Origin of the sequence: uncultured Pseudokineococcus sp. (assembly GCF_947495735.1) — a bacterium.
GTDB lineage: Bacteria > Actinomycetota > Actinomycetes > Actinomycetales > Quadrisphaeraceae > Pseudokineococcus.
Genome location: NZ_CANMAA010000008.1, coordinates 60,949 through 85,133 on the forward strand (window position 1 = coordinate 60,949; position 24,185 = coordinate 85,133).

Below are 24,185 nucleotides of genomic sequence, written 5' to 3' on the forward strand. Positions count from 1 at the left end.
CCCTCCGCGACCGGCGGCCGGGGTGCCGAGCGCGAGGCTAGGCAGCGGGACCGATGCTCGTCCATGAGCGATGGGGCATGGTGCGATACCTTCGCGGCATCATGCTCTCCCTCGACCAGGTCCGGTGCTTCGTCGCCGTCGCCGACGAGCTGCACTTCGGCCGCGCGGCGGCGGCGCTCCACATGACCCAGCCCCCGCTGAGCCGCGCGGTGCAGAAGCTCGAGCGCGTCGTGGGCGCGCAGCTGCTCGAGCGGGACAGCCGCCAGGTGCGCCTGACGCCGGCGGGCGAGGTCTTCCTCGTCGACGCCCGGCGCCTGCTCGACCTCGCCGGTACGGCTCCGGTGCTCGCGCGGCGCGTGGCCGAGGGCGCCCGCGGGGCGCTGCGCGTCGGCTTCACGGCGGCCTCGGCGTACCGCGTGCTCGGTGACGTCGTGGAGCGGTTGACGGCCTCGCTGCCCGAGGTGCACCTCGAGCTGTCCGAGATGGTCACGGGCGAGCAGGTCGCCGGCCTGCTGGGCGGCGACCTGGACCTCGGGCTCGCGCGCCCGCCCTTCGACCGCTCTGCCTTCGCCTCGCGGCTGCTGCGGCGCGAGCCCCTGCTGGTGGCGCTCCCGCTGGGGCACCCGCTCGCCGCGGGCGGTGACGCGGAGCGACCGGGGGCGGAGGGGGCGGCGGAGCCGCTGGACCCCGAGGAGCTGGTCGACGAGCCGCTCGTGCAGTACTCGCCGGTGCGCGCCCGGTACTTCCACGACCTCGTCCTCGCCTCGGTGCCCGTCCGGCACGACCGCGTCGTCCACACGGTGAGCCAGGTCCTCTCCGTGCTCCTGCTGGTGCAGGCGGGTCGCGGGGTCGCCGTGGTGCCCGAGTCGGCCCTCGCGCTCGGCCTCGAGGGCGTGGCTTACCGGCGCCTCCGGACCCGCCGCCCCGAGCCCGTGGAGGTGCACCTGCTGTGGGCGCGCGAGGCGGCGAACCCGGTCCTGCCGCGAGCGCTCGCCGCGCTGGCGGCCGTGCCGACCACCGGCGGCTGAGGACGGGCGTCCCGCAGCGCCCGCTCCAGCTCGCAGGCGATGCCCGCCGTGCATCGGTTCATGCCCAACGACTCTTGGACAGGCATCACCGGCCTGCCTAGCGTTCGCGGGGCGCCCGGTCCCGGGCGGCGAGGACCCCGATGCGAGGAGGCATCCTCCGTGCCCCAGCCCGCCCTGACACGCCGACCGGCGCTCTCGCCCCAGGACCTGAAGGCGCAGCTGCCGACGGGGCTGCTCTCCTTCCCCGTCACGCTCTTCGACGACCAGCTGCAGGTGGACGAGCCTCGCTACCGCGAGCACCTGGCGTGGCTGTCCGGGTACCCGGTCGCGGGCCTGTTCGCGGCGGGGGGGACGGGGGAGGGCTTCTCCATGTCGAGCTCGGAGGTCGACCGGGTCGTCCGCGCCGCCGTGGGCGAGGTCGCCGGTCGGGTGCCGGTCCTGGCGCCCGCCACGGGCAGCACCGTCAACGCCGTCGAGATGGCCCGGGCGGCGCAGGAAGCCGGCGCCAGCGGCCTCCTCCTCATGCCGCCCTACCTCACCGAGGCCAGCCAGCAGGGTCTCGCCGACCACGTCAGCGCCGTGTGCGCGGCCAGCGACCTGGGCGTCGTCCTCTACAGCCGCGCCAACGCCGTGGTCGAGGCCGAGACGGTGGACCGCATCGCGGACCACAACCCCACGCTCGTCGGCCTGAAGGACGGTGTCGGCGACGTCGAGCGCATGACGCGCACGTACGCCCGCCTCGGCGACCGGCTCGTCTACGTGGGCGGCCTGCCCACGGCCGAGACCTTCGCCCTCCCGCTGCTCGAGCTCGGGGTCAGCACCTACTCGTCGGCGATCTTCAACTTCGCGCCGGCCTGGGCCCTCGACTTCTTCGACGCCGTCCGTCGCCGCGACCGCGAGGGCGTGTACGCGCGCCTGAACGACTTCGTCCTCCCCTACCTCGACATCCGCGACCGCCAGCGCGGCTACGCGGTGTCCATCATCAAGGCGGGGCTGACGGCCGCGGGCCGTGACGGCGGGCGCGTGCGCCCGCCCCTGACCGACCTCACCGAGACCGAGCGGGCCGAGCTCGCCGTCCTGGTGGGCAGGGTCGTGGACTGACGCCCCGCCCCGCGCCACGCGCGGGCCCCGCACCGCACGGCACCACACCGCTTCCGCACGAACGGGCACCGAGGAGACGACGTGACGACGACGCACGAGAGCACCGACGCCCCCGAGGAGCGCCTGACGGCGACGGGCTCCTCGCTCGTCGCCGGGGAGGAGGTGCGGGGTGACGCGGGCGAGCTGCGCGCGGTCGACCCGTCGACCGGCGAGCCGGTCGGCCCCGTCTTCGCCCTCGTCGGGACCGACGTCGTGGAGCGTGCGACGCGCGCTGCCGCGGACGCCTTCCCGGTCTACCGCGACCTCGAGCCCGCGGCCCGGGCCGCCTTCCTGCGCCGCGCCGCGGACGAGGTCGAGGCCGTCGGCGACGAGGTGGTGCGCCTCGCCGGCCTCGAGACGGGGCTGCCCGCCGGCCGCCTGGCTGGCGAGCTGGGGCGCACGGTCGGCCAGCTGCGCCTGTTCGCCGACGTCGTCGAGCAGGGCGACCACCTGCGGGCGCGCCTCGACACGGCGCAGCCGGACCGCACGCCCCTGCCCAGGCCGGACCTGCGCCTCGTCCACGTCCCGGTCGGGCCGGTCGCGGTCTTCGGGGCGAGCAACTTCCCGCTGGCCTTCTCCGTGGCCGGCGGTGACACCGCCGCCGCGCTCGCGGCGGGCTGCCCCGTGGTCGTCAAGGCCCACGGCGCCCACCCCGCGACGTCGGAGCTCGTCGGCCGGGCGGTGGCGCGGGCGGTCGCCGCCGAGGGCCTGCCCGGGGGCGTCTTCTCGCTCCTGTTCGGCCCGGGCACGGAGGTCGGCCAGGCGCTGGTCGCCGACCCGCGCATCACGTCCGTGGGCTTCACCGGGTCGCGATCAGGCGGTCGGGCTCTCATGGCGGCCGCCGCGGCGCGGCCCGTGCCGATCCCCGTCCACGCCGAGATGTCCGCGGTGAACCCCGTCGTCGTCCTGGAGCCCGCGCTCGGGGACCCGGGCGCGCTGGCCCGGGACTACGTCGCCTCGCTCACGCTCGGGGCCGGTCAGTTCTGCACCAGCCCGGGTGTGCTCCTGCTGCCCGCTGGGCCCGCCGGCGACGCGTTCGCGGCCGCCGCGGCCGCCGCCGTCCGCGAGGCCGTCGGGCAGCCGATGCTCACCCGCGGCATCCGCGAGGCTCGCGAGCGCGGCGCGGAGGCGCTGGTCGGCCTGGCCGACGTGGAGGAGGTGGCCGGTGGCAGCGCGGGCGAGGGCCCGAACGCCCCGGGCCCGCAGCTGCTCACGACGACGGCCACCGCCTTCACGACCCGCCCCGAGCTGCAGGAGGAGGTCTTCGGCGCCGTGTCGCTCCTGGTGCGCTACCGAGGCGCTGCCGAGCTCGTCGAGGCGGTCACCGCCCTCCAGGGGCAGCTGACGGCGACCCTGCACGCCGGTGCCGCGGACGCCCAGGGCGAGGACGGGGCGGCCCTGGTGGCGCGAGTCGTCCCGCTGCTGCAGGAGCGCGCCGGGCGCGTGCTCTTCGACGGGTGGCCCACCGGTGTGGAGGTCTCCCCGGCGATGGTGCACGGCGGCCCCTGGCCCGCGACGTCGGACGGGCGGACCACATCGGTCGGCACCCTCGCGATCGACCGCTTCCTGCGCCCGGTCTGCTACCAGTCCGCCCCGCAGTCGGTGCTGCCGCCGTCGCTGCACGACGACAACCCGTGGGGCCTCGTGCGCCGGGTCGACGGCGTGCTGCGCCTGCCCGAGGTGCGCTCGTGAGCACGCCCACCGTCACCCGCGTCGAGGTCGTCCCCGTCGCCGGGCACGACAGCATGCTGCTCAACCTCTCCGGGGCGCACGGGCCGTTCTTCACCCGCACCGTCGTGGTGCTGACGGACAGCACCGGGGCGACGGGCGTCGGCGAGGTCCCCGGCGGCGAGGCCATCGCCCGCACGGTGGAGGACGCCGCCGACCTGGTCGTCGGCCAGTCCCTCGCCCGCGCCGGGACGCTGCTGCGGCAGGTGGCCGGCGCGTTCGCCGGCCGGGACGTGGGCGGTCGGGGCCAGCAGACCTTCGACCTGCGCACCACCGTGCACGCGGTCACCGGTCTGGAGTCGGCCGTGCTGGACCTCCTCGGCCAGCACCTCGGGGTCCCGGTGGCCGAGCTGCTCGGCGAGGGCCAGCAGCGGACCCGGGTGCCCGTCCTGGGCTACCTCTTCTACGTCGGCGACCACGGGGCCACCGACCTGCCCTACGTCGTCGAGCCCGAGCCGGCCGACGACTGGGAGCGCCTGCGGCGGCAGCCCGCGATGACGCCCGAGGCCGTGGTGGAGCTGGCCCGGGCGGCGCAGGAGCGGTACGGCTTCGCGGACTTCAAGCTCAAGGGCGGCGTCCTGCCCGGCGAGCAGGAGGTCGAGGCCGTCCGGGCGCTGGCGGGGGCGTTCCCCGCGGCGCGGGTGACGCTCGACCCGAACGGCGCCTGGCTCCTCGAGGAGGCCGTCGCCCTCTGCCGGGACCTGCGCGGCGTGCTCGCCTACGCCGAGGACCCGGTGGGCGCCGAGGGCGGCTACTCGGGCCGGGAGGTCATGGCCGAGTTCCGCCGGCGCACGGGCCTGCCCACGGCGACGAACATGGTCGCCACCGACTGGCGGCAGATGGCGCACGCGGTGCGCTCGGCTGCGGTCGACATCCCCCTCGCCGACCCGCACTTCTGGACGATGCGCGGTTCCGTGCGGGTGGCCCAGCTCTGCCAGGACTTCGGGCTGACCTGGGGATCGCACTCGAACAACCACTTCGACATCTCGCTGGCGATGTTCGCGCACGTCGGCGCCGCCGCCCCGGGCGACATCACCGCCCTGGACACGCACTGGATCTGGCAGGACGGCCAGGGCCTCACGCGCGCACCGATGCCGATCACCGACGGGCACCTGACGGTGACGGACGCGCCCGGCCTGGGCGTCGAGCTGGACCGCGACGCGCTGGCGGCGGCGCACGAGCTCCACCTCGAGCACGGCCTCGGCGGGCGCGACGACGCGGCCGCGATGCAGCACCTCGTCCCCGGCTGGACCTTCGACCCCAAGCGCCCCGCGCTCATCCGCTGAGCCGGCGCCCCACCCAGGAGGCACCCATGAGCACCGACACCACGACGGCATCGCCCGGCTGGACCTCCGCCCCGGTCCTCGACCGCATCACCGGGGTCACCCTCTCCTCGGTCCGCCTCCCGCTCGCGACGCCCATCAGCGACGCGAAGGTCTTCACCGGCCGGCAGAAGCCGATGACCGAGGTGATGGTGCTGGTGGCGGAGGTGCGCACCGAGTCCGGCCTGGAGGGGTTCGGCTTCGGCTACTCCAAGCGCGCCGGCGGCCCCGCCCAGTTCGCCCACGCCGTCGAGGTCGCCCCCAGGCTGCTCGGCGAGGACCCCAACGACATCGCGCGGCTGTGGACGGCGATGGTCTGGGCGGGCGCCTCGGTCGGGCGCAGCGGGGCGTCGACGCAGGCGCTCGCCGCGCTCGACATCGCCCTGTGGGACCTCAAGGCCAAGCGCGCCGGCCTGCCGCTGGCCAAGCTCCTGGGGGCCCACCGCGACTCGGTCCGCTGCTACAACACCTCGGGCGGGTTCCTCCACGAGAGCATCGAGCAGGTCTGCGAGAACGCGACGCGGACCCTCGAGGCGGGCATCGGCGCCCTGAAGATCAAGGTGGGCCTGCCCGACACCTCGGAGGACGTCCGCCGGGTCTCCGCCCTGCGCGAGCACGTGGGCGGCGACGTCCCGATCATGGTCGACGCGAACCAGCAGTGGGACCGGCCCGCGGCCATCCGGGCGTGCCGGGCCCTCGAGCCCTTCGACCTGGTCTGGATCGAGGAGCCGCTCGACGCCTACGACGCCGAGGGCCACGCCGACCTCGCGCGGGCCCTCGACACGCCGATCGCCTCCGGGGAGATGCTCACGAGCGTCGCCGAGCACGCGGAGCTGGTGCGCCACCGCGCCGTCGACGTCATCCAGCCCGACGCCCCGCGCATCGGCGGCATCACGCAGTTCCTCCGGCTCATGGCCATGGCCGAGCAGCACTCCCTGACGCTCGCCCCGCACTTCGCCATGGAGATCCACGTCCACCTGGCCGCTGCCTACCCGCTCGAGCCCTGGGTGGAGCACTTCGACTGGCTGGCGCCGCTGTTCCACGAGCAGCTCGAGACGTCCGCCGGGCGCATGCACCTGTCCGGCCGTCCCGGGCTCGGCGTGACCCCGACCGACCAGCTGCGCGCCTGGACGGTCCAGTCGGCGACCGTCGGCGGCTGAGGCCCGGCGACCGCGCCGGCCGCCCTCAGGCGAGGGGCATCACGACGTCGCGGCGCAGGCGCACGTCGTCGGGGCGGCGGCAGTCCGTCCCCGGGCCGCGGCCGGGCTCGGCCTTCTCGAACACGACGCGCGCGGACGGGCCCGAGAGCTCGAGCGTCGCGAACCCGTTGCCGAACATCGGGCCGGTCGTCGAGCGCCAGGACACCGCGAGCGGCGGCACGCCGACGGAGCGGCGCAGCAGCCGCCCGACCAGGCGCGCCGGCGCGGTGTGCAGGAAGCGGAAGGTCGTCGGCAGCCCGGCGGGCAGGGCGTTGCGCAGGGGCGAGCTGACGAGCTGCACGACGGGGGAGCGCACGCCGCGCTCGGGCGGGTAGCGCAGCGGCGCCACGTACCCGTGGTGGACGTCGCCGGACAGCAGCAGCACCGAGCTGGGCGCCCGGCCCAGCCGGCCGGCGGCGACCTCTCCGAGGCGGTCCACGAGGCGGTGGAAGGAGGACTCGAAGGCCCCCCAGTGCTCGAGGTCCACCGCCTGGCGGAAGGCCTCCGCGTGCGGGCGGAAGCGCTCCCCCCACGCCCCGGCGGACGCCGTCTCGGCGTTCCACAGCTCGAGGTCGTGGAGCGCCGGCTCCAGCAGCACGGGCAGGGACGCCGCGACGAGCAGGTGGTCGACGTCGCCGGTGAGGTGCTGCTCGACGTCGGCCCACTCCTGCTCGTCGAGCATGGAGCGGCGCTCCTCGGAGAGCACCCGGCCCGAGCGGGTGTCGACGACGACGAGCCGGGTGCGCCCCAGGTCGCGCACGTAGGACCACTCCGAGGTGCCGCCGCCGTCGATCTGCTCGTCGGCCGCGAGGGCGAACTCGCGCAGCACGTCGCCGGCGTCGCCCTCGGTGCCGACCTCGCGCACGCGGGCCCACAGGTCGTCCTCCGCCAGTCGGGCGGGCATGAGGTTCCCGAGGTGCTGGTGCAGCCAGTACGAGGCGTAGGCGCCGCAGATGCGGTCGCGCCACCAGGGCAGCCGCTGGACGCCCTCGCGCCAGGCCCGGGAGGTGTTCCAGTCGTCCCGGACGTCGTGGTCGTCGAAGATCATCGCGGTCGGCGTCGTCGCGAGCAGCCAGCGCACCTCGGGGTCGGACCAGCTCTCGCGGTAGAGCCAGGTGTACTCCTCGAAGTCGGCGACCTCGCCGCGCGGCTCGGCGTCGCCCCGCTTGCCGGCGATGCGCTCGCGCAGGTGCGGCGACAGCCCCTCGTCGGCGTAGACCTGGTCGCCGAGCAGGAGCAGCAGGTCGGGCAGCTCGCGGCCGGCCTGGCAGGCGGTGGACAGCGCGACGAGCGCGTCCACGCCGACGCCCTCCGGGTCCTCCTCGACCGTGCGCGTGAACGGCGGCGTCATGGGCCGGTCGACCCGGCACGAGCCGAGGGCGATGCGCAGCGGCGGCGCGCCCCCGGTCCTCGGCGTCGCCCCGTCGGCAGCGGGCAGCGGGCGCACGGTCGGGGCCGGCCGGGGGTCGTCCGGCAGCGGCCAGGCGCGCTCGCCGTCCAGCTCGACGACGTAGGGGACCCGGACGCCGGGCGCGAGCCCCTCGACCACCACGAGGGCGTAGTGGTGGCCGCCGACGGTCACCGTGCGGTCGCGACCCACGACGCCACCGGCGCGCACGACGACCTCGCCGCGCCGGGCCGTCTCGACCCACACGGTGGCGCTGCTGCTGTCGACGTGCCGCAGGAGGGGGCCCAGCAGGACGGGTCCGTCGTGCTCTTCCGCGCTGAGGGAGCGCTCCGCCGGCTCGGACGAGCCCGGTGCGACGTCGGCGACGTCGCCCCCGGTGCCGCCGAGGAGGGGGCTCCCGGGGGCGGCGCCGTCGGGGACCGGGCCGACGGCGTTCTCGCCGACCGCGCGGGGACCGGTCGAGCCGGACGTCGTGGTCACGGCGCCGATGGTCGCAGCAGGGGGAGGGGCCCGGGCGAGGACCACCCGTCCGCGCGCCGCGAGCGACCGGCGCGCCTGACCCGGGGCCGCGCGGGGCGCGGCGGGGCGACGCACGCCCCGCGCGGCGCGCCGGGGGCGCCGGCCCGCGAGGGGGGCGCAACCACGAGCCTGCCACCGCGGTCCCGAGCGCCCCCGCCGGGGGGAGGCGCCGGTCGGCGGGCGGTCCTGCGGCGTCTGCGCGGGATGTCCTAGGGTCAGCGGAACCTGAGTCCGCGAGGAGGCCCCGTGAGCGTCGTGGTCGGCTACGTCCCCAGCCGTGAGGGCGCGGTCGTGCTCGAGCGCGCCATCGAGGAGGCGCGCTCGCGCGGCACGCGCCTGGTGGCGCTGAACGTGCCGAGGGCCGCCGAGTTCGCGCAGGACTTCGTCGCGGACGCGCAGGACCTCCAGCACCTCGACGAGGCGCTGGCGGCCGCCGGCGTCGAGCACGAGGTCCGGCGCGGCTCGGGGCAGGACATCCCCGCCGACACCCTCCTGGACCTCGTCGAGGAGGTGGGTGCCGAGCTCGTCGTCATCGGCCTGCGGCGCCGCTCGCCCGTCGGCAAGATGATCATGGGCAGCACCTCGCAGCGGGTCCTGCTCGACGCGCCCTGCCCGGTCCTCGCCGTCCAGTTCGACTGACGCCGGCGACCAGACCTCAGAGACCGACCACCGGAGCATCCTCGAGAAGGGGCCTCGGCCCCGGAGAGCAGGCGCTGTGAGTCCCCTCCCGGTCCCGCGCGGCCCGCACCACCGCTCCTCGCACACCGTATGGGACGCCTCCCTGGAGCCGCTCGCGGTCGTGGCCTCCGGGGACGAGGTCGAGGTGGTCACCCAGGAGGCCTCGGGCGGCGGCCTGCGCCCCGACAGCACCGCCGCGGACCTCGCGAGCCTGCGGATGGACGCCCTGAACCCGGTGGTCGGGCCCTTCGCCGTCGAGGGCGCGCGCCCGGGCGACGCGCTCGTCGTCGACGTCCTGTCCATCAGCCTCGACACGTGGGGCTGGACGGCGCTCATCCCCGGCTTCGGGCTGCTCGCCGACGACTTCCCCGACCCCTACCTGCGCACCTCGGCGGTCGACTCCACGCCGGGCGGCGGCGGGGTGCAGCTGCTCCCCGACGTCGTCCTGCCGCTCTCGCCGATGGTCGGCACGCTCGGCGTCGCGCCGCCCGAGCCGGGCCCGCACAGCGTCCTCCCGCCGAGCCGGTGGGGCGGCAACATGGACATCCGCGACGTCGGGGCCGGCTCCCGCGTCGTCCTGCCCGTCGGCGTCGAGGGCGCCCTGCTCTCCCTCGGCGACGTGCACGCCGTCATGGGCGACGGCGAGGTGTGCGGCACGGGCGTGGAGACCTCGGCCGTCGTCCGCGTGCGGCTCACCGTGGCGCCCGGCCGAGCGCCGCGCTCGCCGGTGCTCATCACCGACCAGCGCAGCCTGCGGCTGGAGACGAGCGTCGCGACGACGGGCATCGGGCCCGACCTGCTCGAGGGCGCGCGCGACGCCGTCCGCCAGGCGATCGACCTGCTGGTCGAGGAGCGCGGCACCAGTCGCGAGGACGCCTACCTGCTGCTGTCCCTCGCTGCGGACCTGCGCGTCTCCGAGGTCGTCGACGCCCCCAACTGGGTCGTCACCTGCCACGTGCCCCGCCGTCTGCTCGCCGGCTGGCCGCACGTCTGACGCCACCGGCCCCCTCCCCGGGCACCTCGTCGGCACATCGCCGCGTGGGCCCTCCCGTGGCGGCACTCTGTCGGCACGTCGCCGTCTGCGGGGCCTCTACCGGGCACCTTGTCGGCACTTCGCCATGGGGGGCGTCTCTTGGCGGCACTCTGTCGGCACTTCGCCGTGAGGGAGCGTCCCCTGGCGGCACTTCGTCGGCACGACGCGGGGGAGGGTCGCTGACGGCGGCAGGGTGCCGACGAGGTGCAGGGCGTCAGCGCTCGGTGACGACGCCCGCCTCGACGTCCCAGCGGCGGGTGAGGGAGACGGCGTCGAGCATCCGCCGGTCGTGCGTGACGAGCAGCAGCGTCCCGGGGTAGGCGTCCAGCGCGCTCTCGAGCTGCTCGATCGCCGGCAGGTCGAGGTGGTTGGTGGGCTCGTCCAGCACCAGCAGGTTGACCCCGCGGGCCTGCAGGAGGGCCATCGCCGCGCGGGTGCGCTCGCCGGGCGAGAGGCTCGCCACGGGGCGCAGCACGTGGTCGGCGCGCAGGCCGAACTTGGCCAGCAGCGTGCGCAGCTCGGCCGGGGGCAGGTCCGGGACGTGCGCCGCCATCGCGTCGAGCACGGACGGCGGGGCTGCCGGTGCGCCGCCCGGCGCGCCTGCAGGCGCCAGAGCCGCCTCGCCCAGCGACCGCCGCGCCTGGTCGACCTCCCCGACGGCGACGCCGGAGCCGAGCCCGCCGTCGCCCTCGTCCAGCGGCGTCCGCCCGAGCAGCGCGCCCAGCAGCGTCGTCTTGCCCGAGCCGTTGCGGCCCGTGACGCCGATGCGGTCGCCGGCGTCGACCTGCAGGTCCAGCGGGCCCAGCCGGAACGACCCCCGCTGCACGACCGCGGCCCGCAGCGTCGCGACGACCGAGCCCGAGCGCGGCGCCGCGGCGATCTCGTACCGCAGCTCCCACTCCTTGCGCGGCTCCTCCACGACCTCGAGCCGCTCGATCATCCGCTGGGTCTGGCGGGCCTTGGCCGCCTGCTTCTCGGAGCCCTCCCGCGCCTTGTGGGTGATGTGCTTGTCGCCGTCGCTCTTCTTCTTGACGGCGTCGCGCACGCCCTTGGCCAGCCAGCTGCGCTGCACCTGCCCGCGCTCGGTGAGCGCCGACCGGCGGTCGTCGTACTCCTCGTAGGCCTCGCGCGCGTGGCGCCGGGCGGTCTCGCGCTCCTCGAGGTAGGCGTCGTACCCGCCGCCGAAGACGCTGACCTGCTGCTGCGCGAGGTCCAGCTCGACGACGCGGGTGACGACGCGCGAGAGCAGCTCGCGGTCGTGGCTGACGAGCACGACGCCCGCGCGCTGCTCGCGCAGGAAGCGCTCGAGGCGCGCGAGCCCGTCCAGGTCGAGGTCGTTCGTCGGCTCGTCGAGCAGCACGACGTCGAAGCGGGAGAGCAGCAGCGCCGCCAGGCCGACCCGGGCCGCCTGGCCGCCGGACAGCGACGTCATGGCCGCCGAGGTGTCCAGCGCCAGGCCCAGGTCGGCGAGGACGGCGCCGGTGCGCTCCTCGAGGTCGGCGCCCCCGAGGGCCAACCAGCGCTCCAGGGCCTCGGCGTAGGCGTCGTCCGCCCCGGGGGCGCCGTCGGCGAGAGCCTGCGCGCCGGCGTCCATCGCGGCCTGGGCGTCGGCGACGCCGGTGCGCCGGGCCAGGTGCGCCAGCACGTCCTCGCCGGCGCGGCGCTCGACCTCCTGGGGCAGCCACCCGCGGACGGCGCCGGGCGGGGTCGTGGCGACCGTCCCCTCCTGCGGCTCCTCGACGCCGGCGAGCATCCGCAGCAGGGTGGACTTGCCGGCGCCGTTGGCGCCGACGAGGCCGACGACGTCGCCGGGGGCGACGACGAGGTCCAGGCCGGAGAAGAGGGTGCGGTCGGCGTGGCCGGCGGCGAGGCCGCGGGCCACCAGGGTGGCGCTCACGCGGGACATGCTCCCAGCGTCGCGGGGGGCGGGTCGACGCAGTTGACCGCGCGGTGAGCCCCTGGGGTCGGTAGACACGTCCCTCAGGCCACACCCCCGACGCACTCCTGACGCACCTGGAGATCTCCGTGCCCTTCATCATCAACATGGTCCGCCGCTGGGCCCTCGCCGCCGTCGTCATCCCCCTCGCGGGCAAGCTCCTGGGCGTCGTCTCCCGCAAGGTCAAGGCCAGCCGCGGGGAGAACGGGCTCACCAGCGCCCTCGACAAGGCCAGCAGCGCCGTGACGGCCCGGGGACGCCGGAAGAAGTGATGCGCGTCCCCGCGCGGCCCCGCCTCGACGGCGGGACCGCGCGGGGGCAGGCGGGCTCGGTCGGCGGGCGCGGTCGTCGGACCGGGGTCCGCGGCCTCAGGCGGCCGGGTCGTCCGGGTGCAGCCGCAGCGCCAGGAGCGCGACGTCGTCCTCGGCGTCCAGGGCCAGCCGCAGGACGAGCTGGTCGAGCAGGTCGGCCAGGGGCAGGCCGCCCAGCTCCGCGAAGGCGGCCTCCAGGGCCGCCGTGCCCTCGCTGACCCCGAGGTCGCGCCGCTCGACGAGCCCGTCGGTGTAGAGCAGCACGGTCGCCCCGGCCTCGAGGTCGACGGTCCTGTCCTCGCGCGGCATCTCCGGCAGGACGCCGAGCATCAGGTCGCCGGCGCCGCGCAGGTCCGTGACCTGGCCGTCGGCCCGGCGCAGCAGCGGGGCCGGGTGGCCCGCGCGGCTCCACGTCAGCCGCCGCGAGGTGTCGGGCCCCTCCGGGGGCTGCGCCACGTGCATGACGACGGCAGTGCCCGTGCGGCCGGGCAGCAGCCGGTCCATGGCGCGGTCCAGCCGTGCGAGCAGCGCCGACGGGGGCTCGTCGCGGTCGGAGACGAACCCGCGCAGCATCGAGCGCAGCTGCCCCATGGTGGCGGCGGCGCCGACGTCGTGGCCGGCGACGTCGCCGATGACCAGCGTGGTGCCGCCGTCGGGCGCGTCCACGGCGTCGTACCAGTCGCCGCCGACGCGGGCCGTGCGCGCCGCCGTCCGGTACAGCGCCGCCAGCTCGAGGGAGTCGCGCGGCGGCAGGTCGGTCAGCATCGCCCGCTGCAGCGTCTCGGCCACGTGCTGGCGCTGCTCCAGCAGGGTGGCCCGCTGGATGGCCTGGGCCGTGTAGCCGGCGAAGACCGACAGGAGCCCGCGCTCCTCGCGGCTCATGACGTGCTCCTCGGCCCACGTGACGGCGAGGGTGCCGAGCGCCACGTCCCCCGCGATGAGCGGCAGGTGCGCCAGCGCGTGCACGCCGGCGGTCTCCAGGTCGGGGCCGACGTCGGGGAACTCCGCCAGGGCCTCGGCCCGGCTCTCGTGCAGGTGGGCGCGCCCGGTGCGGGCCGTCGTCGCGGGCGGGCTCTCCACGTCGAAGGGGAAGACCGCCCACGCGTCCGCGGTCGCCTCGGGCAGGGGGGCCAGGCTGACGTACCGCATGGTCCGCTGGTCGGCGCTGAGGAGCGCGATGCCGGCGAAGCTCGCGGTGAACCCGGTCAGGGCCACCCGGGCGACGACGTCGGCCACCTCGGCGACCGTGCGCGGCCGGGCGACCGCCTCGGACAGGCGCAGCAGCAGGTGGGCGCGGTCGAGGGCCCGCTCCAGGTCGTCGGTGAGGCGGGCGGCCTGGCGGTCGCGCGCGCGCCGGGCGTCGGTGGTGCGGGCGGCGACGACGACCTCGCCGTCCTCCCCGGCCGTGGCCTCGCCCTGGACCCACATGTCCAGGCCGGTGTCGTACCCGTCGAAGGGCGCCGGCTCGTCGAGCGCGCGGGCCGTGGCCACCGCCGTGCGCAGGAGGCCGTCGCGCGCCAAGGGCAGCGCGTCCAGGTGCTGGCCGAGCACCCCACCGGCCACGACGCCCAGCACCTCCGCGGCACCCCGGTTGGCGTAGAGGACGACGTCGCAGGCGTCGACGACCACGAGGCCGTCGCGGGCGCTGTCGAGCGCGCGCAGCAGCGAGGCGGGTGCCTGCGCGCCAGCCTCCACGTCCACCTCCGTCCTCCTCCGAGCCCTCGAGCACGAGGTCCGCTGGGCTGCTGCCCCGTTCGTCCGTCTCCTGCAGAGGTTAGCCGCCGGTTCCCGACCGGGTTCCCGCGCCGGGGTGCGGCAGGGCAGCGGTGGGACGGGGAGCCCCCACGCAGCAGGACCGCCCACGACGAGCGTCGTGGGCGGTCCTGTGCGGTGCGCAGGAGCGGGTCAGGCGTTGCCGCCCTGCCTCTCGAGCTGGGGGTCGACCTCGGCCTTCGGCTCGTCGGAGAGCTGGCGGCCCGCCTGGGGCACGCGCTGGGTCTCCCCCGGGATGAGGTTCTGCATGCCGGTGCGGGTCAGGTGCGTGGCGATGTTCGTCAGCACCGCGAGGCGGTTGCGGTAGGAGTGCAGCAGCGCGATGTGCAGCCCCATCCACATGAGCCAGGCGACGGCGGCCGTGAACTTCCCCTTGAACGGCCACTTGATGTCGGCGACCGCCGCGCCGCGGCCGATGATCGCCATCGTGCCCTTGTCCTTGTACTGGAAGGGCACCGCCGGCTCGCCGGCGAGCAGGTGCTTGACGTTCAGCGCGGCGTGCTTGCCGGTCTGGATGGCGGGCTGGGCGAGCTGCGGCAGCGGGGACCCGTCGACGACGCCGACGTCGCCGACGGCGAAGACGGAGTCGCTGCCCTGGATGCGCAGGTCGGCCTCGGTCTGGAGGCGGCCACCCCGGCCCTGCGGGAAGCCCCACTCCGACAGCGACTTCGGCGCGGACACGCCGCTGGTCCACACGGTCAGGGCCGAGGGGATCTCCTCGCCGCCCTTGAGCACGACGACGTCCTCGCGCACCTCGGCCACGGCCGAGCCGAGGCGCAGCTCGACGCCGCGCTGCTCGAGCGCGCCCCTGGCGTACTGGCGCAGCGAGTCGTCGAAGGGCGCGAGCACGAACTCGAGCATCTCGATGCAGACGACGCGCACCCGGGAGGGGTCGAGCTCGGGGTAGTTCTCGGCGACGTAGGTGTTGCGCAGCTCGGCGATGGAGCCGGCCATCTCGGAGCCGGTCGCGCCGCCCCCGACGACGACGATGCACGGCGGCTCCTCGCCGCCGTGCTCGGCGGCCTGCTCGAAGGCCGTGAGCAGCCGGTCGCGGACGGCGATCGCGCCGTTGCGCGTGTACATCGTCAGCGTGTGCTCCTCGGCCCCGGGGATGCCGAAGTAGTTCGCCGCGATGCCGGTGGAGACGATGAGGTAGTCGTAGGAGACGTCCTCGCCCTCCGCCATGCGCAGGACCTTCGCCTCGGCGTCGAGGCCGGTCACGGTGCCCTGGCGGAAGCCCACCCGGCGGCGCCCGCCGGTGAAGGTCCGCAGCGAGTAGGTGACGTCGCCGGGGTTGAGCCCGCCGGTGGCCACCTGGAAGAGGAAGGGCTGGAAGGTGTTGTAGGCGTTCCGGTCGACGAGCAGGACGTCGGCGTCGGCGTCGACGTCGCCCAGCTCGCGGACGGCCGACAGCCCGGCGAAGCCGGCGCCGAGCACGACGACCTTGGGTCGGCCGGCGGAGCGGCCCTGGGGTCGACCAGTGGTGGCGGTGGTGGTCAAGAGGACTCCTCGAGCGCGCGGACAGGTGCCTGGGCGCAGCACAGCCTAGGGAAGCCGCGGCGCCCGTCGACCCCCAGGGTGCCCGGTGCGCCCTCTCCGCCCGACCCGCCGTGCTCCGGCGGCGCCCGGGGAGCGCCCAGGACGGCGCCCAGGACGGCGCCCAGGACGGCGCGCCGACCGCCCCCGATCGCCCCCGCCTCGGACGGGCGGGGGACCGGTCCGGAGCCGGGCCCGCGCTGCGCTCCCGCCGCTGCGGCACCGCCCGTGGACGTCCCTCCCGGTGGCGCGGTGAGGCGAGGGCTTCATCGACGGCTCGGCCTGCCGATGGAGACGGGGCGGGGACGTCCCCCGCCGTCCCCTGCGCCCGAGGAGCCCCGATGAGCCGCCCCGCCGAGACGTCCGGCGCCGCCCGCGCCGCGCTGCGGCGACCCGGTGCCCCCGCGCGCGGACCGGTGCTGGCCCTGCTCGCCCTCGTGGCGGGCCTGCTGGCCCTCGCGCTGGGTGCCTCGCCGGCGAGCGCGCTGGCGGCGGAGCCCGACCTGCGCGTCGCCCCCGGCGGCAGCGCCGTCCTCCCCGCTGCGGCGCCGCCCCGCGAGGGCGTCGAGTGGCAGCTGGTGGGCGAGCCCGACGCCTCGCTGGTGCGCTCGGCGGTCGTGGACGCGGCGACCGGGGAGCTCGCCGTCGAGGTGGCCGACGGGTACCGCGGGCGCCTGGTGCTGGCGCGGCGCGCCGTCGACCGCGGGACGGGCACCGCCGACGAGCCGGAGCGCGTCGTGGTCGAGGTGGCGGACGACGAGCCGCTCGCGCCGGGCGAGCGCCTGCGCGCGCCCCTGTCCGCCGACGGCACGGCCGTCGTCGAGGTCCTGCTGCCCCCGGCTCCCGACGGCGCCGCCCGGGCGGTCGAGGCGGGCCCGGGCCTGGTCGCGGACGTGGACCCCGAGACCGGGGTGCTGCGCGTGGAGTCCGAGCCGGGCGTCGCCGGGGCGAGCCGCGTGACGGTGGTCTCCGTGGACGCCGACGGCGCCCCCGCGGGCGAGCCGCTCGAGGTGCCCGTGGACGTCGCGCCCTCGCTGCCCGCGCTGCGCGGCGAGGGCCGCGCGGACGCCCCCGTCGGGGTGCCGCTGCCGGACGTCGTCGGCGGGTCCGCGGGCGACCTGTCCGTGCAGACCGGGGAGGACGGCCCCGCCGCGGACGTCCGCGGCGGTGCCCTCGTCCTCGAGCCGGGCGGCGCGAGCGGCCTGCTGCACCTCGCGCTCGTGCCCTCGGCCGGCGGGGTCGCGGGCGACCCCGCCCCCGTGGCGGTGGACGTGGCCCCCGTCGTCGTCGCCGAGGAGGTCTCCGGGGCCCCGGGCGAGGAGGTGCCCGTGCCGCTGGAGCTGCTGGGGACCGACGCCGCTCCCGTCCTCGTCGACGACGCCGCCGGCGCGCTGGCCGTGGTCGGCGACGGGCTCGTGGCCCGGGTGCCCGGCGACGCGCGGGAGGACCTGCGCGGCGCGGTCGCCGTCGTCGACGCGGACGGGCTGCGCGGGGAGCCCGTGCCCGTCGTCGTCCGGGTCAGCGCGCCCGTGGTGGAGGCGCCCGTGGTGGAGGCGCCCGTGGTGGAGGCGCCGGTGGGGGACGCGCCGGAGCCCGCGACCCCGGAGCCCGTCGTCGAGCCGGTGGCCGAGCCCGCGGCGCCCGCGGGTCGCGTCGCTGCCGCCGTCCTGCCCCGGGCGCAGGCGGCGTCGACGCCGGAGCCCGTCGACGTCGTCGCCGAGGCCGCGGCGCGGCAGCAGGCGGAGGACCAGGCGGCCGCCGAGCGGGCCGCCGCCGACCAGGCCGCTGCCCAGCGGGCCGCAGCCGACCAGGCGGCCGCCGACGCGGCCGGGGGGCAGCAGGTGTCCGCCTCCGGCGCGCTCCCGGACCCCGTCCTCACCAGCGCGGCCGCGACGACGACCGCGGGAGCGCCGCCGGCGGGCGACCAGGTGGCCCCCGGCCTGGTGGTCCTCGACACGTTCAGCACGTCCGCCACCACCGACGTCGGGTCCGCGGCGACCGTCCCGCCCGTCACGACCGCGCCCCCGACGACCGCGCCCGTGCTCACGGCCCTGCCGCGCACGGGCGGGGAGCTGGCGCTCGGAGGGGCGCTGGGGGGCCTCGTCCTGCTGGCCGGCCTCGCCCTGCTCGTGGGCGCGCGGCGCCGGCTGCGGGTCGCCAGGGGCTGAGCCCGCCGGCGGCGCGACGCCGGGGGCGGGGCCGCGGGGTGCGGCCCAGTCGTGGGCCAGAGGTGACGTCCCGACCACGCGTCCTCGTCCGCGACCAGGCGGCGGGAGCGCTCAGACGGGGTGCGCGGCGCGCCCGCGGCGGCCGCGCAGCCGCACCACGACGACGGCGGCGACGACGAGCAGCGCCAGGGCCACGAGGACGAGCAGCGGGGCCAGCAGCGCCGAGGCCACGAGCCCGAGGGAGAGGGCGTCCTCGGCGACCGAGGCCACCGGGGCGCCGATCCCCAGCGTCGCGGCGTCGACGCCCGCCCGCCCCGCCGCCTTGAGCAGGTGGACGGCGAGCGCCAGGGCGGCGCCGGCCACGACGGTCCCCCAGTCGACCGAGGCGAGCCACGAGGGCAGGTCCGTGACCGGGGCCCCTCCGGCGACGCCCGTGCCGGCGCCGGCGGCGACGCCGCCGGCGAGCGGGCGCACCGCCGTCTGCAGGACGTCGTTGACGGAGTCGACCCCGGGCACCTTGTCGGCGAGGGTCTCGACGAGCAGCAGCGCGCCCAGGCCCACGAGCACGGCGGACTCGGCGAGCCACGCCCAGCCGTCGGGCAGCGCCAGGAGGTCGGTGGTCCGGGCCACCAGCCCCAGGACCAGCAGCGGCAGCCAGGCGTTGAGCCCGGCGGCGCTCGCGAGCCCCGCCCCGGTCAGCAGCTCCACGGGTCCCCCTCCGCCGGCGTCCTGCGCGCCCGTCCTCGGGCGGTGGCCACGCTACGGACGTCCGCGCGGCCGGGCTCGGCGGTCCTCAGGAGGCGGCGGTCCCAGGAGGAGGGGCTCCAGGAGGCGAGGGGCTCAGGTGGCGGGGCGGTCGCCGCCGCTCGCGGTGGCGTCGGGCCCGCCGGCCAGCCGCTCGACGACGAGCAGCACCACGACGAAGGCTGCGCCCGCCAGGGCGAGACCCACGACGGGAAGGACGTCGCCGGTGGGGGCGAGGACCCCGCGGTCCTCGGTCTGCCACGGCCACAGGGCGCGCAGCGACCCCGCCATCAGCCCCGTCATGACGGCGAGCGTGACGGCGCGGTGGGTGGAGAGCAGGTGCTGCAGCAGCCGCACGAAGACCGCCAGCCCGAGGCCGGCGCCCAGCGCGAAGGCCCCGAGGTAGGCGAGGTCGCGGGCGTTGACCGCGGCGAGCGTCGGCTCGTACAGGCCGACCGTCGCGAGCAGGAACGAGCCGGAGACCCCCGGCAGCACGAGGGCGCAGATGGCCACCGCGGCCGCCAGCGAGACCACGGGCAGCGGCGGGTCGGCCGCCGTGCCCGGGGGCAGGCCCGTCAGGAGGAAGGCGAGCACCGCCGAGACGGCCATCAGCAGCACCAGCCGGCCCGTCCAGCGGCCCACCATCATCGCGGGCACGGCGAGGGAGGCGAGGACGAGCCCGGCGAACACCGCGCGCGAGCCGACGGGGTGCTCCTCGATGAGCGGCTCGATGAGCCGGGCGCCGAGGACGACGGCCACGACCATGCCCGCCAGCAGCGGGGCCACGACGAGCCAGTGCCCCCGCGCGATCTCCGCGCGGGCGCCGCGGACGTCGCCCCGCAGGAGGCGCTGGGCGGCCGACACCGTGTGCCCGGCCGTGTCGATCAGCCGGTCGTAGACCCCGGTGATGAGCGCGATGGTGCCGCCGCTGACGCCGGGCACCACCTCGGCGGCGCCCATCAGGAGACCCCGCCCCACGTGCAGGGGCAGGTGGCTCACCGGCGTCCGGGTCTTCGCCGGCTGCGTCGTCATGGCAGAACCGTAGGCGGGGCCGCCGCCCCCGGGCGCCGCTGCCGCGCTCAGCCCCTGCCGGGCCCAGCCCCGCGGCGCAGCACGTGCGCCGCGTCGCGGACCCGCGTGCGCAGCCGGTAGAGGCTCGTCGAGGCGGTGACGAAGACGTCGGTCCCGTCGTCCCCGCCGAAGCACAAGTTGCTCACGAGCTCGCCGACCGGCACGCGCCCGACCTCGCGGCCGTCGGGGTGCAGGACCAGCACGTCGGTGTCGCTCGTCGTCCACAGGTGACCGCGCTCGTCCACGCGGATGCCGTCGGGGACCCCGGGGTCGACCTCGGCGAGCACGCGGCCGCCCTCGCACCGGCGCCCGTCCACGACGTCGTAGGCGTGGACGGCGTGCCCGGGCCCGGGAGGTGCGTCGTCGCGCGTGGGCGAGCGGGAGGAGTCCGCGACGTAGAGCACGCGCTCGTCGGGGGAGAAGGCCAGGCCGTTGGGCATCGCGACGTCCGTGACGACGGCGTCGAGCTCGCCGGTGGCCGGGTCGTGCCGGAAGACGTGGTGCCCGCCGTACTCCTCCTCGCCCGGGTGCCCCTCGGCGGCCTTGTGGATGCCGTACGAGGGGTCAGTGAACCAGACGGTGCCGTCGGAGCGCACGACGACGTCGTTGGGCGAGTTCAGGCGGTGGCCCCGCCAGGAGTCGACGAGACCCGTGACGACGCCGTCGCGCTCGACCTCCACGCGACGGCGGCCGTGCGAGCACTGCACGACCTCGCCGTCCAGGCCGAGGGTGCGGCCGTTGGTGAACTCCACGTCCTCGGCGAGGACGCCCCAGGAGCCGCTCGGCGCGTGCCACTCCATCACCCGGTTCCCCGGGATGTCGCTGCAGCGCACGGCCCGCCGGGCCGGCACCCACAGGGGGCCCTCGGCCCAGGTCATGCCGCCGCCCAGCCGCTCGGGCGCCACCCCGGCCACCAGCAGGTCCTCCAGCGCGTCCGCCACTGCTCCTCCTCGAGCCGCTCCCCGTCGTGCGCCCTTCCCCTCGGGGGCGGGCGGCGCCAGGCTGGCGCCATGCCGATCTTCGCCGACACCGCGCCCGACGAGCGCGGTCAGCTGCTCGCCTTCCTCGCCGGCCAGCGCGCCAGCCTGCGCGCACTCCTGGCCGGGCTCCCCGACGACCGCGCCCGGGCGACCCCGACCGCGAGCGCCCTGTCGCTCGCGGCGCTCGTCAAGCACGCCGCGGCCGTCGAGCGGCGGTGGGTCGGCGCCGCGGTCGCGGGCCGTCCCGAGGGGCTGTGGCCGGTCCCGGACCCGAGGGCGGAGTGGACGCTCCAGCCGGAGGACACCGTCGAGCACCTGTGCGCCGAGCTGGACGCCGCCGGCGCGCAGACGGAGGAGGTCGTCCGGGGCGTGGAGGACCTCGGCGCCCCGTGCCCGATGCCCGGCGCCGAGCAGTGGACGGTGCGGTGGGTGCTGCTCCACCTGCTGGAGGAGAGCGCGCGGCACTGCGGCCACGCCGACCTCCTGCGCGAGCAGCTCGACGGCTCCACGACGCAGCAGCTGGGGGCGTGAGGTCGGCCGTCGCGGCTGGAGGTGCCGCGGCTAGAGGTACAGGCTGCCGTCGGCGAACCAGCGGTCGCCGCCCGTGGTGAGGCGACGACCGGTGACGCGGTGCGGGATCAGGCGGACCCAGTGCTCGCGCTCGCCGGGGGCCCACGGGTCCGCGCCGGAGCGGCGGGTCCGCTCGACGATCTCGGCGGAGTGCTCGCCCCCGACCTCCTCGGCCAGGCCCTGCACGAGCACGCTCCACCCGCTGCGCGTGGACGGGTCGACCTGGTCCACCTGGAAGGCGACGTTGCGGTGGTCCACCCGCCGGCGCATCGGCTCGCCCGTCCGCAGGACGACGACGCCGCCGCTCATCGCGTAGTTCACCGGGACGACGAGGGGGTGCTCGCCCTCGACCACCGCCAGCCGCCCCAGCACCTGCGAGGCCAGCAGCTCGTGGCACTGCTCGCTCGTCAGCTCCTCGAGGCGCTGCTCCTGCGTCGTCATGGTGCCCTCCCGCTCGTGCGTCGACCTGCCTCGCCTCCAGCACACCAGCCCCGGGTCGCGCCGACGCGGGACCTTGGTCCTGAGGTGGCTGCACGAGGACGGTCTCTACGCCGTCCTCGTGCAGCCACCTCGGGTGTCCACAGGGCCCCGGCGCGACCGGCTCGTCCCGGCCACCCTGGTCCCGTGCCGAGGACCACCGCGCTGCCCGCCGACCTGCGCGCGCTGGCGGCGCACCAGGGCGGGTGTCTCTCGCGGGCGCAGCTGCGCGATCACGCCGTCGACGCCGACCGGGTGGCCGCCGAGGTGCGCGCCGGGCGGTGGTGCGTCGTCGGCCCGCTCGTCGTGCGCACCTGCACCGGGGCGCTCGACGCGGCGGCGCGGCGCTGGGCGGCGGTCCTGTCCGCAGGAGAGGGGGCCGCCCTGTCGGGGCTGACGGCGCTGGAGGTCCACGGGCTGCGCGGGTGGGAGCGGCCGTCCGTCGCCGTCCGGGTGGCTCGTGGGCACCGGCTGCCCGCGCTGGTCGGCGTCGTCGCGACGTCGAGCCGCCGGCCCGCCCGGGTGGTGCGGCGCGGGGGCCTGCCGCTGCTCGCCGTCGAGGACGCCGCGGTCGGGGCCGCGGGGGCGGCTCGGTCTCCGGCGACGGCGGGCGGCCTGCTCGCGGCGGTCGTCCAGCAGCGCCTGACGACGCCGGCGCGGCTGCGGGACGCCGTCCTCGCCGCGGGGCCGGTGCGCCACCGGCGGGAGCTGCTGGCCGTGCTCGACGACGTCGAGGGCGGGGCGCAGGCGCTGTCGGAGGTGCGGCTCGTGCGGCTGTGCCGGACGGCGCGGCTCCCGGCGCCGGCGCAGCAGGTGGTCCGGCTCGACGGCGCCGGGCGGCGTCGCTACCTCGACGCGCTGTGGGTGCTCGACGACGGGCGCCGCGTCCTGCTCGAGGTCGACGGCGTCAGGCACGTCGAGGAGGCCCGCTGGTACGACGACCTGCTGCGCGCCGCAGAGGTGGCGCAGCCGGGGGAGGTGGTGCTGCGGCTGCCGGCCCGGGCCCTGCGGGTCGAGCCGGCGCGGGTGGTGGCGCTGCTGCGCCGGCATCTCGGGCCGGGTGGCTGCACCAGGACGGCGTAGAGGTCGTCCTCGTGCAGCCACCACCGGCTCAGTGGGGCGCGACCTCGGGCGAGGGCAGCTGCGCCGGGCGCCGCACGAGCAGCGAGATGGCCACGGCGACGACCGAGAGGCACGCGCCGACGAGGAAGGCGGCGCGCACGCCGTCCGCCGTCGCGGCGACCTGGTCGGCGCCCTCGGCGAGCCGCGAGGCCGCCGTCGTGCTGAGCAGGGTGACGAACAGCGCCGTCCCGGCACCGCCGGCGAGCTGCTGCACCGTGCTGACCACGGCGCTGCCGTGGGAGTACAGGTGCGGCGGCAGGGAGCCGAGCGCCGAGGTGAGCAGCGGGGTGAAGACGAAGGCCAGCCCGGCGCTGAGCAGGACGTGCGCGGCGACGACGTGCAGCGTCGAGGAGCCGACGCCGAGCGTCGTCATGGTCCACAGCGCCGCGCTCACGACGACGACGCCCGGCGTCACGAGCGGCCGCGGGCCGACCTTGTCGAACAGCCCGCCGACGACCGGCGAGAGCACGGCCATGACGAGGCCGCCGGGCAGCAGCAGCAGGCCGGTGCTCAGCGTGGACAGGCCGAGGACGTTCTGGAGGTAGAGCGGCAGCACGATGAGCGAGCCGAACAGCGCCATCATGCTGATGACGACGAGGCCCACCGCCACCGCGAAGGAGCGGGTGGCGAAGACGCGCAGGTCGAGCAGGGCCGCGTCCTGCCGGGCCAGCCGCAGCTGGCGGCGGACGAAGACGACCAGCGCGACGACGCCCACGACGAGCGGCAGCCACACCGGGACGACGTGCTCGCCGCCGCCCTCGCCGATGCTCGCGAGGCCGTAGAGCAGGCCGCCGAAGGCCAGCGCCGAGAGCACCACGGAGGGGACGTCGAGGTGGCTCGGGCGCGGCGTCGTGGCGTTGCGGATGCGCAGCGCGCCCAGGGCCAGCGACGCGAGCGCGATCGGCAGGACCAGCCAGAACATCCAGCGCCAGTCGAGGACGGAGAGCACCAGGCCCGAGAGCGTCGGGCCGATGGCCGGGGCCACGGCGATGACGATCGAGATGCGCCCCATCATCCGGCCGCGCGAGGAGGCCGGGGCCAGGGTGAGGACGGTCGTGAAGAGCAGCGGCAGCATGATCGCGGTGCCGCTGGCCTGCACCACGCGGCCGAGCAGCAGCACGCCGAAGCCCGGGGCCAGCGCCGCGATCAGCGTGCCGGCGCTGAACAGCGACATCGCCGTGAGGAAGAGCGGCCGGATGTGGAAGCGCTGCAGGAGGAACCCGGTCACGGGGATGACGACGGCCATCGTCAGCAGGAAGCCGGTGGTGAGCCACTGCGCCGTCGCCGTCGTGACGGCGAGGTCCTCCATGAGCCGCGGCAGGGCCACGCTCATGATCGTCTCGTTGAGGATGACGACGAAGGCCGACACGAGCAGCAGCCCGATGACGAGCCCGCTGCCCGGCGCCATCTTCTCGGCCGTGCCGGTGACGCCCGTTCCCGCG

20 protein-coding genes are annotated in these 24,185 nt (G+C 76.8%); 11 read left to right on the plus strand and 9 right to left on the minus strand.

The features are described 5' to 3' along the window. The first annotated feature begins 101 nt into the window (after positions 1-101). From Q0848_RS12105 to Q0848_RS12125, 5 genes are all read left to right on the plus strand, one after another. On the plus strand, positions 102-1,028 hold the full coding sequence (locus tag Q0848_RS12105) for a LysR substrate-binding domain-containing protein (protein WP_366146579.1): 927 nt from the start codon (positions 102-104) through the stop codon (positions 1,026-1,028). 159 nt (positions 1,029-1,187) lie between these two features. Then, the gene (gene kdgD / locus Q0848_RS12110; RefSeq protein ID WP_299037874.1) at positions 1,188-2,129 is read left to right on the plus strand and encodes a 5-dehydro-4-deoxyglucarate dehydratase; all 942 of its coding nucleotides are present in this window, start codon (positions 1,188-1,190) and stop codon (positions 2,127-2,129) included. 81 nt (positions 2,130-2,210) lie between these two features. Continuing rightward, a complete protein-coding gene (locus Q0848_RS12115; RefSeq protein ID WP_299037877.1) occupies positions 2,211-3,860 on the plus strand; it encodes an aldehyde dehydrogenase (NADP(+)) in 1,650 nt (549 codons plus the stop codon). Positions 3,861-3,913: 53 nt separating this feature from the next. Continuing rightward, positions 3,914-5,182 carry an enolase C-terminal domain-like protein gene (locus Q0848_RS12120; protein WP_366146580.1) on the plus strand — a complete coding sequence of 423 codons (1,269 nt, stop codon included), beginning with the start codon at positions 3,914-3,916 and terminating at the stop codon, positions 5,180-5,182. 26 nt (positions 5,183-5,208) lie between these two features. Continuing rightward, positions 5,209-6,378: an L-talarate/galactarate dehydratase gene (locus Q0848_RS12125; RefSeq protein WP_299037882.1), complete on the plus strand. Its 1,170-nt coding sequence runs from the start codon at positions 5,209-5,211 to the stop codon at positions 6,376-6,378. Positions 6,379-6,403: 25 nt separating this feature from the next. On the opposite strand, the gene Q0848_RS12130 is transcribed toward Q0848_RS12125, so the two are convergent. Further along, positions 6,404-8,305 (minus strand): alkaline phosphatase D family protein, encoded by a 1,902-nt coding sequence (locus Q0848_RS12130; protein ID WP_299037885.1) that lies wholly within the window; start codon positions 8,303-8,305, stop codon positions 6,404-6,406. Between the two features lie 285 nt (positions 8,306-8,590). Here Q0848_RS12130 and Q0848_RS12135 point away from each other — a divergent pair, with 285 nt between their 5' ends. Both Q0848_RS12135 and Q0848_RS12140 read left to right on the plus strand, forming a co-directional pair. Beyond that, on the plus strand, positions 8,591-8,983 hold the full coding sequence (locus Q0848_RS12135) for a universal stress protein (protein ID WP_299037886.1): 393 nt from the start codon (positions 8,591-8,593) through the stop codon (positions 8,981-8,983). A gap of 76 nt (positions 8,984-9,059) precedes the next feature. Continuing rightward, on the plus strand, positions 9,060-10,016 hold the full coding sequence (locus tag Q0848_RS12140) for an acetamidase/formamidase family protein (protein WP_299037888.1): 957 nt from the start codon (positions 9,060-9,062) through the stop codon (positions 10,014-10,016). 253 nt (positions 10,017-10,269) lie between these two features. Here Q0848_RS12140 and Q0848_RS12145 read toward each other — a convergent pair whose 3' ends face one another. After that, positions 10,270-11,952 carry an ABC-F family ATP-binding cassette domain-containing protein gene (locus Q0848_RS12145; protein ID WP_299037889.1) on the minus strand — a complete coding sequence of 561 codons (1,683 nt, stop codon included), beginning with the start codon at positions 11,950-11,952 and terminating at the stop codon, positions 10,270-10,272. 128 nt (positions 11,953-12,080) lie between these two features. Between Q0848_RS12145 and Q0848_RS12150 the strand changes: the two genes are divergently transcribed. After that, complete coding sequence (locus Q0848_RS12150) at positions 12,081-12,263, plus strand: hypothetical protein (protein ID WP_299037891.1); 183 nt, start codon at positions 12,081-12,083, stop codon at positions 12,261-12,263. Positions 12,264-12,359: 96 nt separating this feature from the next. Here the strand turns inward: Q0848_RS12150 and Q0848_RS12155 are convergent, their stop codons facing one another. Then, the gene (locus tag Q0848_RS12155; protein ID WP_299037893.1) at positions 12,360-14,003 is read right to left on the minus strand and encodes a SpoIIE family protein phosphatase; all 1,644 of its coding nucleotides are present in this window, start codon (positions 14,001-14,003) and stop codon (positions 12,360-12,362) included. Between the two features lie 204 nt (positions 14,004-14,207). Beyond that, complete coding sequence (locus tag Q0848_RS12160) at positions 14,208-15,575, minus strand: NAD(P)/FAD-dependent oxidoreductase (RefSeq protein ID WP_299037894.1); 1,368 nt, start codon at positions 15,573-15,575, stop codon at positions 14,208-14,210. Positions 15,576-15,952: 377 nt separating this feature from the next. On the opposite strand from Q0848_RS12160, the gene Q0848_RS12165 reads away from it, so the two are divergent. Continuing rightward, entirely contained in the window at positions 15,953-17,779 is a 1,827-nt protein-coding gene (locus Q0848_RS12165; protein ID WP_299037897.1) for an LPXTG cell wall anchor domain-containing protein, read from the plus strand. A 111-nt stretch (positions 17,780-17,890) separates the two neighbouring features. Here Q0848_RS12165 and Q0848_RS12170 read toward each other — a convergent pair whose 3' ends face one another. The 3 genes from Q0848_RS12170 to Q0848_RS12180 form a co-directional block, all read right to left on the minus strand. Beyond that, a complete protein-coding gene (locus Q0848_RS12170) occupies positions 17,891-18,487 on the minus strand; it encodes a DUF4126 domain-containing protein (RefSeq protein ID WP_299037898.1) in 597 nt (198 codons plus the stop codon). 132 nt (positions 18,488-18,619) lie between these two features. Beyond that, on the minus strand, positions 18,620-19,555 hold the full coding sequence (locus Q0848_RS12175) for a DUF368 domain-containing protein (protein ID WP_299037900.1): 936 nt from the start codon (positions 19,553-19,555) through the stop codon (positions 18,620-18,622). A 47-nt stretch (positions 19,556-19,602) separates the two neighbouring features. Next, entirely contained in the window at positions 19,603-20,472 is an 870-nt protein-coding gene (locus tag Q0848_RS12180; protein ID WP_366146581.1) for an SMP-30/gluconolactonase/LRE family protein, read from the minus strand. A 132-nt stretch (positions 20,473-20,604) separates the two neighbouring features. Here Q0848_RS12180 and Q0848_RS12185 point away from each other — a divergent pair, with 132 nt between their 5' ends. Further along, the gene (locus Q0848_RS12185; protein ID WP_299037904.1) at positions 20,605-21,105 is read left to right on the plus strand and encodes a DinB family protein; all 501 of its coding nucleotides are present in this window, start codon (positions 20,605-20,607) and stop codon (positions 21,103-21,105) included. 30 nt (positions 21,106-21,135) lie between these two features. Here Q0848_RS12185 and Q0848_RS12190 read toward each other — a convergent pair whose 3' ends face one another. After that, complete coding sequence (locus Q0848_RS12190) at positions 21,136-21,585, minus strand: pyridoxamine 5'-phosphate oxidase family protein (protein WP_299037906.1); 450 nt, start codon at positions 21,583-21,585, stop codon at positions 21,136-21,138. Between the two features lie 183 nt (positions 21,586-21,768). Here Q0848_RS12190 and Q0848_RS12195 point away from each other — a divergent pair, with 183 nt between their 5' ends. After that, the gene (locus Q0848_RS12195; RefSeq protein ID WP_299037908.1) at positions 21,769-22,704 is read left to right on the plus strand and encodes a hypothetical protein; all 936 of its coding nucleotides are present in this window, start codon (positions 21,769-21,771) and stop codon (positions 22,702-22,704) included. A gap of 28 nt (positions 22,705-22,732) precedes the next feature. Here the strand turns inward: Q0848_RS12195 and Q0848_RS12200 are convergent, their stop codons facing one another. Beyond that, a complete protein-coding gene (locus tag Q0848_RS12200; RefSeq protein ID WP_366146582.1) occupies positions 22,733-24,151 on the minus strand; it encodes an MDR family MFS transporter in 1,419 nt (472 codons plus the stop codon). Positions 24,152-24,185: the final 34 nt, after the last annotated feature.